Origin of the sequence: Bradyrhizobium sp. UNPF46 (assembly GCF_006658625.1) — a bacterium.
In the GTDB taxonomy this organism is placed as follows: Bacteria; Pseudomonadota; Alphaproteobacteria; order Rhizobiales; family Xanthobacteraceae; genus Bradyrhizobium; species Bradyrhizobium nitroreducens.
Map to the genome: position 1 here is coordinate 1 of NZ_LFJB01000087.1, position 13,550 is coordinate 13,550.

At 57.4% G+C, this 13,550-nt stretch carries 15 protein-coding genes and 1 tRNA gene; 10 read left to right on the forward strand and 6 right to left on the reverse strand.

Annotation, left to right across the window (positions count from 1 at the left end):
* The first annotated feature begins 872 nt into the window (after nt 1–872).
* From UNPF46_RS31620 to UNPF46_RS31635, 4 genes are all read left to right on the forward strand, one after another.
* Entirely contained in the window at nt 873–2,435 is a 1,563-nt protein-coding gene (locus UNPF46_RS31620) for a 2-isopropylmalate synthase (RefSeq protein WP_100179104.1), read from the forward strand.
* Between the two features lie 224 nt (nt 2,436–2,659).
* The gene (locus tag UNPF46_RS31625) at nt 2,660–3,664 is read left to right on the forward strand and encodes a TRAP transporter substrate-binding protein (protein ID WP_142252656.1); all 1,005 of its coding nucleotides are present in this window, start codon (nt 2,660–2,662) and stop codon (nt 3,662–3,664) included.
* 209 nt (nt 3,665–3,873) lie between these two features.
* Nucleotides 3,874–4,485 carry a Spy/CpxP family protein refolding chaperone gene (locus UNPF46_RS31630; RefSeq protein WP_142252657.1) on the forward strand — a complete coding sequence of 204 codons (612 nt, stop codon included), beginning with the start codon at nt 3,874–3,876 and terminating at the stop codon, nt 4,483–4,485.
* Nucleotides 4,486–4,654: 169 nt separating this feature from the next.
* Nucleotides 4,655–4,730 (forward strand) — tRNA-Lys (locus tag UNPF46_RS31635).
* Nucleotides 4,731–4,868: 138 nt separating this feature from the next.
* On the opposite strand, the gene UNPF46_RS37995 is transcribed toward UNPF46_RS31635, so the two are convergent.
* From UNPF46_RS37995 to UNPF46_RS31655, 3 genes are all read right to left on the reverse strand, one after another.
* A complete protein-coding gene (locus UNPF46_RS37995) occupies nt 4,869–5,171 on the reverse strand; it encodes a hypothetical protein (protein WP_181770199.1) in 303 nt (100 codons plus the stop codon).
* A 422-nt stretch (nt 5,172–5,593) separates the two neighbouring features.
* Complete coding sequence (locus UNPF46_RS38000) at nt 5,594–6,088, reverse strand: hypothetical protein (protein ID WP_181770200.1); 495 nt, start codon at nt 6,086–6,088, stop codon at nt 5,594–5,596.
* Entirely contained in the window at nt 6,085–6,978 is an 894-nt protein-coding gene (locus UNPF46_RS31655) for an SMODS domain-containing nucleotidyltransferase (RefSeq protein ID WP_246668777.1), read from the reverse strand. Before UNPF46_RS31655 ends, UNPF46_RS38000 begins: the two co-directional genes overlap by 4 nt.
* Before the next feature lie 283 nt (nt 6,979–7,261).
* On the opposite strand from UNPF46_RS31655, the gene UNPF46_RS31660 reads away from it, so the two are divergent.
* Both UNPF46_RS31660 and UNPF46_RS31665 read left to right on the forward strand, forming a co-directional pair.
* Nucleotides 7,262–7,714 (forward strand): hypothetical protein, encoded by a 453-nt coding sequence (locus tag UNPF46_RS31660; protein ID WP_142252661.1) that lies wholly within the window; start codon nt 7,262–7,264, stop codon nt 7,712–7,714.
* Nucleotides 7,715–7,775: 61 nt separating this feature from the next.
* Nucleotides 7,776–7,988 carry a hypothetical protein gene (locus UNPF46_RS31665; RefSeq protein ID WP_142252662.1) on the forward strand — a complete coding sequence of 71 codons (213 nt, stop codon included), beginning with the start codon at nt 7,776–7,778 and terminating at the stop codon, nt 7,986–7,988.
* Nucleotides 7,989–8,163: 175 nt separating this feature from the next.
* Here the strand turns inward: UNPF46_RS31665 and UNPF46_RS31670 are convergent, their stop codons facing one another.
* The gene (locus UNPF46_RS31670) at nt 8,164–9,123 is read right to left on the reverse strand and encodes a CarD family transcriptional regulator (protein WP_246668778.1); all 960 of its coding nucleotides are present in this window, start codon (nt 9,121–9,123) and stop codon (nt 8,164–8,166) included.
* A gap of 147 nt (nt 9,124–9,270) precedes the next feature.
* On the opposite strand from UNPF46_RS31670, the gene UNPF46_RS31675 reads away from it, so the two are divergent.
* The 4 genes from UNPF46_RS31675 (at nt 9,271) to UNPF46_RS31690 (ending at nt 12,307) form a co-directional block, all read left to right on the forward strand.
* The gene (locus tag UNPF46_RS31675) at nt 9,271–10,431 is read left to right on the forward strand and encodes a Shedu immune nuclease family protein (RefSeq protein ID WP_142252663.1); all 1,161 of its coding nucleotides are present in this window, start codon (nt 9,271–9,273) and stop codon (nt 10,429–10,431) included.
* Between the two features lie 6 nt (nt 10,432–10,437).
* On the forward strand, nt 10,438–11,391 hold the full coding sequence (locus UNPF46_RS31680) for a DUF4238 domain-containing protein (protein WP_142252664.1): 954 nt from the start codon (nt 10,438–10,440) through the stop codon (nt 11,389–11,391).
* The gene (locus UNPF46_RS31685; protein ID WP_142252665.1) at nt 11,384–11,830 is read left to right on the forward strand and encodes a hypothetical protein; all 447 of its coding nucleotides are present in this window, start codon (nt 11,384–11,386) and stop codon (nt 11,828–11,830) included. The genes UNPF46_RS31680 and UNPF46_RS31685 overlap by 8 nt, the downstream gene beginning before the upstream one ends.
* Before the next feature lie 195 nt (nt 11,831–12,025).
* Nucleotides 12,026–12,307, forward strand: coding sequence for a hypothetical protein (locus UNPF46_RS31690; protein WP_246668779.1), 282 nt, complete (start codon nt 12,026–12,028; stop codon nt 12,305–12,307).
* A gap of 24 nt (nt 12,308–12,331) precedes the next feature.
* Here the strand turns inward: UNPF46_RS31690 and UNPF46_RS31695 are convergent, their stop codons facing one another.
* Both UNPF46_RS31695 and UNPF46_RS31700 read right to left on the reverse strand, forming a co-directional pair.
* Complete coding sequence (locus UNPF46_RS31695) at nt 12,332–12,715, reverse strand: hypothetical protein (RefSeq protein WP_142252666.1); 384 nt, start codon at nt 12,713–12,715, stop codon at nt 12,332–12,334.
* 495 nt (nt 12,716–13,210) lie between these two features.
* Entirely contained in the window at nt 13,211–13,474 is a 264-nt protein-coding gene (locus tag UNPF46_RS31700) for a hypothetical protein (RefSeq protein ID WP_142252667.1), read from the reverse strand.
* Nucleotides 13,475–13,550 lie beyond the last annotated feature (76 nt).

The window sequence follows — 13,550 nt, forward strand, 5'->3', positions numbered from 1 at the left end:
TGCGCGTGCCTTTCGCGCAGCAGACCGCGGGTGCCAGCCGGCACCCGGCCTTCCCTGCGCCCTCTTGGATTTGAGGGTGGAGTGACCAAGCAAAGCTCGGGCGTTTCAAGCCGCGAGAACGAGAAAGTATGCCTGCAACCACACACACGGTGCCATCGCCCGGCCAGTGCGCAATTGCGCACTAGGACCGGGCGATCCAGTATTCCAGAGGCCGCAGTGATCGAACCGAGAAGCCGCGGCGTACTGGATTCCCCGCCCCAATGCGCAATTGCGCACAAGGCGGGGAATGACAGCGTCGCTTCGCTCGCAATGACGCGGCGGAAGCATGCCCCGTACTCCGCTCTCGTGCCCCGGACGCATCCCGGCGATGCGAAGCATCGTCCGGGGGACGGTGCGCTGCAGAGCCGGGGGCCCATCCATCCGCATCGCGCCATGCCGCCTGGGTCCCGGCTCTGCGCCGCAACGCTGTGCGCTGCGGCTTGTCCGGGACACCAAGGCAGCGCTTCAAACAGGTCAGCCCCTCTGACCATCTTTTGGCGTTGCGGTTGCGGGCATTTCTCGTCTAGAAACAGGCCACTGAGCCCTCTGGCAACCAACCGTCAACGGTTTTGGCCGAGGATTTATGGGCTCAAAAGGGTCTGGCAATGCTGATTCGCGGCCAAATCGATGGGATTTCGGGGGAGGTGGCTCTGGCCGCCGCCACGATCCCGGCCGCGCTGCTGCCCACCCTCCTGATTGGCGGGCTTCTTCTTACTTGCCCCTGAGGGCCGGCTGGGCGCCATGCGCCTGGGCGCTCAGGGGTTGGTCGAGATCACCGGACACCTCAAGCGCCTTTCAGACTGACGGCGCGAAAGCTCAAAAGGAAATTTGCAATGGCCCCCGCGAACAAGTCCGATAAGGACCGCGTCATCATTTTCGATACCACGCTGCGTGACGGCGAGCAGTGCCCCGGCGCCACCATGACCTTCGAGGAGAAGCTCGAGGTCGCCGAGCTCTTGGACGATATGGGCGTCGACGTCATCGAGGCCGGCTTCCCGATCACGTCGCAGGGTGACTTCGAAGCGGTGAGCGAGATCGCGCGGCGCTCCAAGAACGCCGTCATCGCCGGCCTGTCCCGTGCCCATCCCGCCGATATCGACCGCTGCGCCGAGGCGGTGAAGTTCGCCAAGCGCGGCCGCGTCCACACCGTGATCGCGACCTCGCCGCTGCATATGCGGGTGAAGTTGAACAAGACGCCGGAGGAGGTGCTCGAGACCTCGGTCGCGATGGTGGCCCGCGCCCGCAACCAGATCGACGACGTCGAATGGTCGGCAGAAGACGGCACCCGCAGCGAGATGGATTTCCTGTGCCGCATCGTCGAGGCCGTGATCAAGGCCGGCGCCACCACGGTGAACATCCCCGACACCGTCGGCTACACGGTGCCGGAGGAATACACCCACTTCATGAAGACGCTGATCGAGCGCGTGCCGAACTCCGACAAGGCCGTGTTCTCCGTGCACTGCCATAACGACCTCGGCATGGCGGTCGCGAACTCGCTGGCCGGCATCGTCGGCGGCGCGCGCCAGGTCGAGTGCACCATCAACGGCATCGGCGAGCGCGCCGGCAACGCCGCGCTCGAAGAGATCGTGATGGCGATCAACGTGCGCAACGACAAATTCCCCTACTGGAACAAGATCGACACCACGCAGCTGACCCGCGCCTCGAAGGTGGTGTCGGCGGCGACCTCGTTCCCGGTGCAATACAACAAGGCCATCGTCGGCCGGAACGCGTTCGCGCACGAGAGCGGCATCCACCAGGACGGCGTGCTGAAGGACGCCTCGACCTACGAGATCATGCGGCCCGAAATGGTCGGCCTGAAGCAGTCCTCGCTGGTGCTCGGCAAGCACTCCGGCCGCCACGCCTTCGTGCATAAGCTGGAGGAAATGGGCTACAAGCTCGGCCCGAACCAGCTGGAAGATGCGTTCACGCGGATGAAGGCGCTGGCCGACCGCAAGAAGGACATCTACGACGAGGATATCGAGGCGCTGGTCGACGAGGAGATGGCGGCGTCCCACGACCGCATCAAGCTGACCTCGCTGACCGTGATCGCCGGCACCCATGGCCCGCAGCGCGCGACCATGAAGCTGGACGTCGACGGCCAGATCAAGATCGAGGAAGCCGAGGGCAACGGTCCGGTGGACGCGGTGTTCAACTGCATCAAGCGCCTGGTGCCGCACGAGGCCAAGCTGGAGCTGTACCAGGTCCACGCGGTCACCGAAGGCACCGACGCGCAGGCGGAAGTGTCGGTGCGGCTGTCCCAGGACGGCCGTTCGATGACGGCGCGCGCGGCGGATCCGGATACGCTGGTCGCTTCGGCCAAGGCCTATCTCGGCGCTCTCAACAAGATCGTCATGAAGCGCCAGCGCGATACCGTCACGACGGCCGCGGCGAGCTGACAAGCGTCAGCGCGTCGTTCCGGGGCTCGCGAAGCGAGAACCCGGAATCTCGAGATTCCGGGTCTGGTCCTTCGGACCATCCTGGAATGACGGCGTGTGTGGCGATGAATGGCTGCCCTGCTAAGGGCCAATAGCGGCAGTGTAGGCGAGCCGCTATTGATGCAGCCGGCATGAGGATTGGCCGCCCGCACGACGGGCGGCCCAAAGAACATCAGGGAGAGATTATGCGCACCTTCGCGATCGCCGCATCCATCGCGGCATTGGCACTCGGGCTTGCCGGGCCGGCATCGGCCCAATCGCCTGTTATCATCAAGTTCAGCCACGTCGTCGCCACCGAGACGCCGAAGGGCAAGGCGGCGGAGAAGTTCAAGGAACTCGCCGAGAAGTACACCGGCGGCAAGGTCAAGGTCGAGGTCTATCCGAACTCGACGCTGTACAAGGACAAGGAGGAGCTCGAGGCGCTTCAGCTCGGCAGCGTGCAGATGCTGGCACCGTCCAACTCCAAGTTCGGACCGCTCGGCATCCGCGAGTTCGAGGTGTTCGATCTGCCCTACATCCTGCCCGACCTGAAGACGCTGCGGAAGGTGACGGAAGGCCCGCTCGGCGCGCGGCTGCTCAAGCTGCTGGATGCCAAGGGCATCACCGGCCTTGCCTATTGGGACAACGGCTTCAAGCAGATGAGCGCCAACAAGAAGCTGGTGACCCCGGCCGACTATCAGGGCGTCAAGTTCCGCATCCAGTCCTCGCGCGTGCTGCAGGCCCAGTTCAAGGCGCTCGGCTCGCTGCCGCAGGTGATGGCGTTCTCGGAAGTCTACCAGGCGCTGCAGACCGGCGTGGTCGACGGCCAGGAGAACACCTGGTCGAACATCTATACGCAGAAGATGCACGAAGTGCAGAAGTACATCACCGAGACCAATCACGGCTATATCGGCTACGTCGTGATCGTGAACAAGAAGTTCTGGGACGATCTGCCGGCCGACATCCGCGACCAGCTCACCAAGGCGATGAAGGAAGCGACCGATTTCGGCAATGCGCAGTCGCAGAAGGAAAACGACGACGCGCTCGCCGAGATCAAGAAGAGCGGCAAGAGCGAGATCATCAAGCTCACGGCGGAGCAGAACGAGGCGATGCGCAAGGCGATGGAGCCGGTCTACAAGGATGCCGCGGGCCGCATCGGTCAGCCGCTGATCGACGAATTCCTCAAAGAGGCCAAGAGCACGACGAACTGAGCACGACGAACTGATCGCCTCAAGCGAAGAACCAAGGCTTCCGTGCGCTCTGCACGGAAGCCTTTCTGTTGCGAATGATTTCCAGGTTGCGACTGAAGGTAAAATCGCGCGTTACATCTTGGTAACGTCGCGCTCCCTGACCAAGTTGTAAGTTGCGTGTCGGCCACACTGCGCCCATCTTCACGGACATCCTTCCAGAGGAGGTTCGGATGAAGAAGTTCACCATCGCCGCCATCGCCGTGCTCAGCATCGCCGGCTCGGGCGCGGTCTATGCCCAATATCATCGTCCGTGGATGGAGCACATGCGCCACCACATCCGCATGAACCCGGAAGACCGCGCCGCCCTCGTCGACGCGCGGATCGCCGCCGTCCATGCCGGGCTGAAGCTCAACGCCGATCAGGAAAAGCTGTGGCCGCCGGTCGAGGCCGCCGTGCGCGACTTCGCCAAGCTGCGCATCGACCGCGCCAATGCGCGGATGAATGCCGGCCCCGGCGACGCCGGCAAGGATGCCGACAGGCCGGAGGATCCGGTCGCCCGCCTGCGCCAGCGCGCCGAGGACATGGGCGCCACGTCGGCGGCCCTGAAGAAGATCGCCGACGCCGCCGATCCGCTCTACAAGACCCTGGACGAGGGCCAGAAGCGGCGCCTCGCCGTGCTGACCCGCCACCGCGGCCCGTTCGGCGGCGGCGAAGACGGCCCGCCCCGCCACTTCATGGAGCGCGGCATGGGCCGCATGATGGATCGCAGCATGGAGCACTTCCATCATGATCGTTTCGACCGCGATGGCGGCCCGGACCGGGACCGCGAGGGCCGGCTCTGAACATAGCGGGCTTTTGCGGGGATTAACCCCGGAATTAACCTTGGCGAAGCCGCTGGAATCCAGCGGCTTTTCGCATTTTGGGGACTGTGCAAAAACCTTCGCCGCATCGCTTGCCAGACCCGGATCGCTTTGCTAAACGACCCGCCTCGCAAGGCATTGACCGCCTTTCGGGCGCATAGCTCAGTTGGTAGAGCAGCTGACTCTTAATCAGCGGGTCCCAGGTTCGAGCCCTGGTGCGCCCACCATCCTCAAGAGATTGGCCCGCAAGGGCTTTTTTCATTTCCGCTACACACCTTTCCTCATCAAACGTAAATGGCATGGCACCGATTTGGCACCGCCAAACGGGTGCTTTCATACGTCGAAAATATTTTTGGCCCTTGCTTCTATGTTCCTATTTTGTTCTTTCGAGCAAAGAGGGCGAGGCCATGGATCTTGAGTTCATTCGAGCGGACATCGAACAGCGCCGCCGGCAGATAGTGCGGCAGCGGAAGGAAATCCTCGATCTCCAACGCGCGGGTATCAGCACGAAGTCCGCGGAAGAATTGTTGGCGCGAATGCTTAACAAGGTCGATGAGCTGTGCGCCGAGCGCGACCGGCTCGTCGGGGAATCGCGCCGCAAGTACCAAGGCAAGAACAAGTTCATCCTTGGACCGCAAATCCGAATTGGCGGGAAGCGGAGCTGACACCGTGGGCTCGCCTGATCCTCTCAAGTGGTGCGACGAGAAAGCAGACAATCCTCCTTGGATAGCGGCGCTCGCGGAAGTGCGTCACCGCGCGACCAGGGAGGGCTACTGCTATCAGCACGTCCAGGCGATCATCGTTGCGATAGACCAGTACGCGGAGAAAGCCCTTGGCAGTCGGGAGTATTTCTTGAACAGGCCGTACGTTATCGGCGACCGCGGCCGGGCGAAGGATACGCAATGAGAGAGAACGAGTGGCTGTGCGAGACAGAGGCAGCGAAGAGCGCGCGGCCCGTGCCAGTAGATCGTCGCCCGCTCTCGGAGCGGTCCAAGGTAGTCGATCGGGGCTTGGTGGACTTCCGGCGGGTCTGCGAGCAGATGGGCATTCTCGATCGCGAGACGGATACAATCCGTTCGCGCGCGGCTATTCACTTATCAAAGGAGTAGTGGCCTCTTTGAACTTTGTTGCGCGCTCTGACGAAACACCACTCAGGAGCAGTGTAGGCTGCACTATTTGCGAGCTGAAGCCTCTCCAAAGTCTTGGTGAACTCCGGCTCAAAATCCGCAAAACTCTTCAAGGAGCCGACGTTCTCTAAGACACCGAAAAGAATCTCAAGGTTCTTGTACTCGCCAGCAAGTCTAGCCGCATCTTGCAGATGGTCGTCGAGCTTGAGACCTGAGTAAACGGCGGGAACGATGCTGGCGAGAAGCGTCATCGTGGCTGCAAAAAGAGGATGCCCGTCAGGTCCTTTCAGGATGTCCCAACCGGCGATGCCGCCGAAAACAATGGGCCCGACTATGAAGACGATGCGAATGAGTCGTAACGTGCGCAGCCAGATGAATAGAGAGGCCGAAGTGTATTGGCAACGTTCGCGCTGCTCCGCGCATTGCGTCTTGAGGTTTTGATTAAGGTCGGAGGTCATACGCCCATCGGGATGTCAGTTCCAAATATCTTCTGCCATTCTTCACCGGCCAGATAATTATATCCACCGGCTTCATTCTCGCACGCCTTTACCGCTCTTGCATGGGCGCTCTCTGCTCTCGATTTCCAGCTTCCGTCGAGTAACATAGATTCGCTGGTGCCGGGGGCATAGAGGTAGGTCCAGTCTTTGTCTTTGATGTACGAGAAGAAGTCGCGCACCATCCAATCGTAATAGACGGTCGATTTGTCGTAATTTGCCCATTGGCCAAGAAAATTGACCGCGAGCAGCTCGATGTGAAAAGACTTCAGCGGCACGCTGCAGTAAGCTTGCCAGACCTTCATCATGCGGATGAGCGCTCGGGTATTGCCGTTGCTGCGCTGATCTGAGGCGCGCAGCTTTTCAAGCTCTGCATCCGGGTCGAAGGTCTTGTAGGAGCCTCCATCCTTCGTGATGCATATCCAGAATTGGCCGCTGGTAAGTTTGACAGCCGGGACTAGTTCAACCTTGTACGACTGGAAGGGCACCACCACGGCTGGTCCATCCCCTTTGACATCTGTACTTGAAAACCGTGCTTTCAGTACGTCTCGAACCTCCTGAAGAAGCTGGGACTGCTTGTTGCCGGTTCTTTGCTCGAAGCGCTGATAAGTCTCGTAGGGAATTTGAAAAAGCACATCCACGTCCCTGGGAGGTCTAATCCGAAGTGACTTTCCCCAGGAGCCTATAAGACGGCTGTTTGCCGTTTCAGAGGTGGACGAATAATAGCGGGAGTTCAGGCAAGACCGAACGTTTTTGTGCTTAGTCTCGCCGTCGCTCGCTTGAGCGACCGTGAGCTTAATGTTTTCCAAGAACTGCTCGAACCGCCGTGAAACAAATTCGTTTGGCTGTCCCATCCTGGTAAGGTATCACAACCGGTGGATGAATGACATGCCGGCCGCCAAGTTGTCCCGACCCGTGGCCAGTCCCGTGTCAGGTTGCTTTTGAAGTGGCACCTGATTTTTGGAGATAGACGCTGTGATCCGTAAAATTAAGTCGTTCGCGGACCTGCTAAGCCCATCGCCGGGGCGTTGGCCACGATCCGGCGATAGACTTCTCACACAGAAGCCGCGTTGGGACGGCGGAGTCGATTTCTCGGACCATCCGTTCGCCCGCGACTCTCACATCTGGAGTGGGTATATGGCCGCCGGTGAAATTCTGGTGGAGCAGGCGGCCGACAGCGTCGATCGGTTCGACTTGGTTTATCCGATCATCTTCAACTATCGGCACGGGCTGGAAGTTGCAATCAAATGGGTATTGGATCGGTACGGACGATACGCGAGCATCGGTACCTATGAAAAGAACCACAAGCTTCTAGATCTTTGGAAACCATGTAGGCAGGTGATTGAGCAGGTAGGCGGCCCCGGTGACGTTGATGCACTGAACGCCGTTGAACAGATCGTAACCGAATTCGATTCTATAGATCCAGGAGCGCTCTCGTTTCGCTACTCCACAACGAAGAGGGGACAAGTGGTCGACCTGCCGGACTTCGCGATCGACCTAGATAATCTTTGCGGAGTGATGGAAGGCGTAAACAATTTCTTCATTGGCGTGGATGGGCAGCTCGACCATAATTCATCGGCAATTCCTTGAGCCGAGCGAGTGTGGCATGCAGCTCCCACATTTTTGTGGAAACTAAAGAAAGGAAGCAGATATGAATTTCGATGATGCATTGCAGGAGATGAGGGCCGGCGGTGTCGAAGGAGCATTCATTTTCTATAAATTTGCAAAGATATTCTATGAGAAGGCCGGATCTAACGGGCTTGCTGGTTGGGTCAGTACAGCATTTCGTGAGTTGCCGCCGGATGCTCAGTTGACTTTGGTATGTATGGGTTTGGAAGCCGCAATCGAGAGTCGTAGGATTTGATTGCGAAGGAAAAGCTCTGGCGTCCCGGCTAGACTTAACCGGCCATAGCCTCAATCTTGCGAAGATCGCGACAGCTTTCGATGGTGTAAACGGCAACGCGGGTGAATTAGAACGGAGCCGTCGTTTGGCGTCAAGCGAGTCATGTCCAGCGACTTCTTGAAGATGCCAATCTAGGTTATGTGGTGGCGGACCACTGGCGCGGCCTCGCAATGAGGATCGACTCAACATCTCGGACGGCTTCGGCTTCGGTGATGTGATGGACTACGGAAATCTCTCTGGTTAGCCGGTCAAGCCCAGCGTCGTAAAGCTGGCGCTCTCCGTACGATTGAGCCGGATTTATTGCCGGCCGGTAGAGATCACGGACCGCTTCGGCCAAAGCGATGATGTCACCAGAGTTGATCTTTGCCTCATACTCTTGCGCTATTCGTGACCAATCACCTTCGGGAACATGCGGCTTGGACGCGAGCACCAGTTGTGCCCGATTGACGGTCGCCGGATCGGATAACTTCCGCATCCCAACGTGCGCTACTTTTGCGGTGGGTACGCGAAGGGTCATCTTGTCTTTGATGAAATTGATTACGAAGAGTTCGAGCTTGGCGCCGGCGATCTCTTGTTCTTCAATGGCAAGAATTTGCCCGACGCCATGGGCCGGGTACACTACGAATTCATTGGCCTTGAAGCCTTGGCTCTGGGCGGCTGCCGCTCTCGGTGAGGGCTCTTCTCGGGCGGGTTTGGCCGGCGCCTGAGGGGCTGGCTCTGGGGTCATTGGGGGAGTGATATCCGCGTTCTTTGGCGCAGATGGTCGAGGCGGGAGCCCTCTGTCGAGCTCGATCATTCCGACGAGATAGTTTGCGTCGGCCTGAGGCATCCCGCCGGTGAGAAGGCTAGCCTTTATAGATGCGAGGTACTGGCCCTTTCTCCAGGTACCGAGTTCGTGCTCACGTATCACCGAAGCTGCAGCGGATATTAGTTCTTCCATTGATGTTGGAGAACCCTCGGCCTTCATGCCGTCCAAGATGACTTTGCGAGGCTCTGCCTCAAGCCCACGCAAATGATGGAGCTGAAGAGCAACGCTCGCCACCCCCTGGCCCATGCGAACAGTCACGTACTTGGATGGCCCCGAAAACAGACCCATTGCGCCCCCCATACAGCGGTGTTTCCGACCAACTTACCACGCCAGAAAGCATCTGAGCAGTTGTCACGAGCAACGGTTCTCGCTGGACGCGAACGATGGAGGCTGTAGACTTGGGGAGTTTGATTCCATTTTTTCATTCAGCCCATTATGGCCCGACCACGCGCATACAAACTTACCGCTCGCAGCTACGGACAATTCGCCGGGACCACCATCTATTACACCGGATTTGTTAAGACGCCGGCATTCCTGCCGGCTAACGGTCGAGGCTTTGGAGGGTTGAAGCATACGCTTGAGCACCTCAAGAAGAAGTTCAAGAATTTCACGCTAACAATTACTCCCGAAGATAACTCAGTGCTGAAAGATGGATCGCTTTTCAAGGTTCGTTTGTCGGCGCGCGTAATAAAAAAGTATGGCACGAGGCGTTGGGATGGCACCCGACAGCTCAACTTGAAGCTAGGTCAGCAGATGCTAGCAGAGGTCTACCCGGAGCATTTTCCCTCAGCCAGCTATCACGCATACCAGCGGGGTATGTTTGCGGAGATATTGACTAGTGTCGACCAGCGGCTGATCTCAACGGAAGACCGGGAAGCGCTCACGAAGTTTGTAACCGGCGCTTCCACCAGCCAAACGCTCGACATACCCACCGCTTATCAGGCAAAACAGGACGTGCAGTTGATTTACCTACGGCGGCTGGTGGAGGAGTTCGACGCTGAAGTCACGACGGGGCATGATGAGAGTTGGTGGCAGAAGTATTTCGAGAAGAATATTCTGTTCTTTCAAGAAAGCTATATTCGCCGCCTGGAAAAGCTAAACATCATTGTCGCGGGGACTCAGTATCCGGATTTCTGTGTCGTAACCTCGGATGGCTATTTGGACATACTGGAGATCAAGAAGCCCGGTACGACTTTGCTTTCGGAGGACAAGTCGCGGCACAATTTTTATTGGAGTACTGAGATTGCGAAAGCGATATCGCAGGTCGAGAACTATATCGATAATATCACGAAGCAAAGTGATGCCATTCGTTCGAAGCTGCGCGACGATCTTGGGATTGATCTCCGGATTATTAAGCCGCGTGGATTGGTGGTGGCTGGCAGCACCTCTGAGTTCACAGGGAAGCCCGCAAAAGCCGACGACTTTCGGCTCTTAAACGAAGGTTTGAAGAACGTCCAAATTGTGCCGTACAACGAGTTGTCTCAGCGCCTGAAAAATACAATCGTCAGCATCGATAAATTGGCGCGCTCTAGTGCAAAGTCTGGAAAGACGCGGCGCAAGAAGGCGCGACCAGACGCCGACGCCGGTTCGGGATAATGACACATGAACGCCCCGCTCGATCACCATTTCATCCCAGCGTTTTTTCTGGCGCAATGGGCTGGTGCGAACGGAAAGCTGGTTGAATACACAAAGAAGGCCGGAAAGCTCATCGCAAAGCCGGTAGGGCCAAAGGCAACCGGCTTCGAACGTGAGCTGTATTCGTTTCCAGAATTGCCCCCCGATGCCGCTCAATTTCTTGAGCAGACATTTTTTGATTATGCGGATCGCGTGGCCGCAGATGCCCTCAAACTTCACCTGAACGGAATTTCGGCAAGTTGGACAATCGAACTCATCAGTGCGTGGTCGCGTTTCGTAATTGCTCTCCACTTTCGCCATCCTGACGCGATGCCTGAGTTTCGAGCCGCGGCGAAATCAGTATGGGACGGAAGTGGCGTGAAGTATCAAAAGGAGTACGAGGCGATTAAGAAGCCGGAAGATCCTCCAACATTCGACGAGTATTTGGCCGCGAAAGATCCACTGGCCGGGGCGAAAATGCACGTCAATATGATCGTAAAGATCTTTGACAACGAGATGCTCGGCAAGCATCTCAACAACATGAAATGGGGTGTCTTGGATGTTTCCGCGTCGAACCATCGTTTTCTGCTGTCTTGCCGCCCGGTGTGCTTTGCGAATTTGAAAGAACGACACGGCGTGGCGTATCTGCCCATTAGCCCAACGAAACTTTTTGTCGCCGCAAACGATGCCGCCACATTGCGGCAGCTGAGGGCGCTCCCACCACGGGAGCTCGTTCATAGCCACAACAGGTTTATAGTTGAGCGCGCTCGTCGATTCGTGTGGGCCCACGATGAATCGCAAACTCCATTTGTTGCGAAGTGCATGTCAAAGGATCTGGAGGCAACTCCGCTCTTTCCGAATATCGGCTATTACCCGGACGAACAAAGGCAGGCAGATGATGGAGATATCGCCAACAGACCAACAGAAGGCGCTAGTGGATGAGGCGTTGTTTATCCGAGGCCGCATTATCGCTTCGTACTCTCAAGTGGAGTTCTTGCTTGCAGACATTTCCGTTAAGCTGGACTTGAGATTTCCTTACCGCATCCAGGATCGAATAAAAGCCGCAAAGCGGATCGCTGACAGGGAAGGGTACGGAGCCTACAAAGCAGAGCTGGAGGCAATCTGTGATCAGCTATTAGTATATGACGAAATCCGTCATTTTATGGCACACGGCTTTTTGACCCTGACCACTGACCGGAAAGGAAATCATCAGTTTGAATTTTTGCGCTATGAGCGCGAAGGCGAAGGGAAGTTCAATTTGCTGCAGGGTAAGACAGAGGTCACGCGCTTGAGGGCAGCGGCCGACGACATAACGGAATATACCGGGAGAGCGATCGAATTGTTTCGGCGAATCTACCTAGAGAACGGATTGGAGAAGTAGATTATCGGTGGCGACGTAGTCGATGGTGTCGGTGCAACAGCGCTCGTGTCAATCACGATCTTGCTCAGCAGAGCGCCATTGAGGAAGGTGCGGTAGGAGGGGTCGTGGCCTTGGTTGTCATGCACGATTGCGCGAGGTCGGTGTAGGTGTCGCCGACATTGATCGTCGCAAGATTGCTGCCCTGGATATTGATCGATGGGGGCCGGTTGGCAAGATTCAATCCAGGTTGCTGCTCAAGAGATCTGTGATAGTAAAGCCGCTCCACAAATCGAGGAGACGCTGGTGGCGAAGAAAGCAAAGAAGACGGCAAAAAAGATTGTACGCCGCGAATACACCAAGGCCGATGTGAAGGAGTTGCGGGCGCACTCAAAGGCAAAGACGCCAGTGGTAACAATCGCCAAAATTACTAAGCGCAGCGAAGGATCTTTGCGGCAGAAGGCGCTCAAGCTTGGAATCAGACTGGGTCATCAGCGCTAGCGGCCGGAAAAGAAAAGGCTCGCCTTATAGGCGAGCCAACCGAACGTCCAGATCATCGGAAAACGTCATGTAGACGTGCTCGATGAAGCGGGCACGGTTCTCTGGATTGCACGTAAGATGATCGGCTAAATGTACTATCTCATGCAGCGCCGTTGAGCGGATTTCACGCGGCTCAGACTTAAGGACGACTATGAGCCACGGCAACTGAACGTCCCGGAATATCGATGCTCCTTGATACTCGGAGGCCTCCTCATAATCCGTGCAGTAGTCGGTCATCAGCTTTCTAGGGATGACGTCCGACTGCTCGATAAGCTGCGCGAACTGCGCAGCGTCGAAATTCTCCTGGACTACGAACAGGCCGCGAACATGGGTCTGCAGGTGCATGAGAAGCACGTACGGTATAAGCATGATGCTCTCCTTGAGTGGCTAGCCCTGCCCGCTGGTGGAGCACCGCTACGAATCGAACGTAGTCGGGGCGTGTCTCGACGTTCCCCCAACGGGGCGTAACACTCGCCAGTGCGTTTAGCTGACCGATGGCCTAGGTGGGAAGGGGCAGGGCTATGGCTATTGTACACCGTGATGCGCCGCGCCTCAGGTTTCCCAATATCTCCGATCCCACACAGGATAGGACAAGTAGCTTCGTTTGGGGCCCGGCCTGACCGCAGCAGCGTCACTCTCGCTCGGGCGAAGCGCTTCAGTCACGTTAGTCTTTGTGTCATTGCGTACGGGCGAGTCGTCTTTGTTCGGACTAGGATACGAGCCCCTTCCGACGCGCTTCGCGGTCTTCAGAATATTAGACATGTGAAATGGCCTATCACTCGAGATGCAGCATGGCATCTCGTTGTTGTGGGTTCTGTTTGATCTGGGTTGGTAAGACCCAGACTGGCGCGTGATGGAATGGGATCATGCGCTGCCGCAATCAGAGCGAGTTGAATTCTCCTCCGCCAGCTCGAAATCTTTTTTCGAGTTAAGGCTTTCGCAAGATTGTTCAGATTTTGAAATGTGCAAGAAAATAGCGCTCGTAGGCTGGAAGAAGTGACGTTTAACCGCCGCTTCACCATGCATACGAGCGCTTTTGTTGGCCGCTCTGAGAAAGCGACCAAAACTCCCCGGGCTTGCGCCCGGTTCGTCGGGGGTTACCAAGCCCCGAAATTTGACGAAACCCACAAAGGCCATCGTCAAAAGCTGAACACAGTTAGCGCCGAGAGCCGTTGTCCATTCGACAATCGCTCTAGGAAAGATC

Coding starts and splice junctions, on each gene's coding strand:
- UNPF46_RS31625 (WP_142252656.1), top strand. CDS start 2,660: ATGCGCACCTTCGCGATCGCCGCATCCATCGCGGCATTGGCACTCGGG.
- UNPF46_RS31630 (WP_142252657.1), top strand. CDS start 3,874: ATGAAGAAGTTCACCATCGCCGCCATCGCCGTGCTCAGCATCGCCGGC.
- UNPF46_RS31620 (WP_100179104.1), top strand. CDS start 873: ATGGCCCCCGCGAACAAGTCCGATAAGGACCGCGTCATCATTTTCGAT.
- UNPF46_RS31690 (WP_246668779.1), top strand. CDS start 12,026: ATGGGGGCCGGTTGGCAAGATTCAATCCAGGTTGCTGCTCAAGAGATC.
- UNPF46_RS31655 (WP_246668777.1), bottom strand. CDS start 6,978: ATGGGACAGCCAAACGAATTTGTTTCACGGCGGTTCGAGCAGTTCTTG.
- UNPF46_RS31680 (WP_142252664.1), top strand. CDS start 10,438: ATGAACGCCCCGCTCGATCACCATTTCATCCCAGCGTTTTTTCTGGCG.
- UNPF46_RS31660 (WP_142252661.1), top strand. CDS start 7,262: ATGGCCGCCGGTGAAATTCTGGTGGAGCAGGCGGCCGACAGCGTCGAT.
- UNPF46_RS31675 (WP_142252663.1), top strand. CDS start 9,271: ATGGCCCGACCACGCGCATACAAACTTACCGCTCGCAGCTACGGACAA.
- UNPF46_RS38000 (WP_181770200.1), bottom strand. CDS start 6,088: ATGACCTCCGACCTTAATCAAAACCTCAAGACGCAATGCGCGGAGCAG.
- UNPF46_RS31665 (WP_142252662.1), top strand. CDS start 7,776: ATGAATTTCGATGATGCATTGCAGGAGATGAGGGCCGGCGGTGTCGAA.
- UNPF46_RS31670 (WP_246668778.1), bottom strand. CDS start 9,123: ATGGGTCTGTTTTCGGGGCCATCCAAGTACGTGACTGTTCGCATGGGC.
- UNPF46_RS31695 (WP_142252666.1), bottom strand. CDS start 12,715: ATGCTTATACCGTACGTGCTTCTCATGCACCTGCAGACCCATGTTCGC.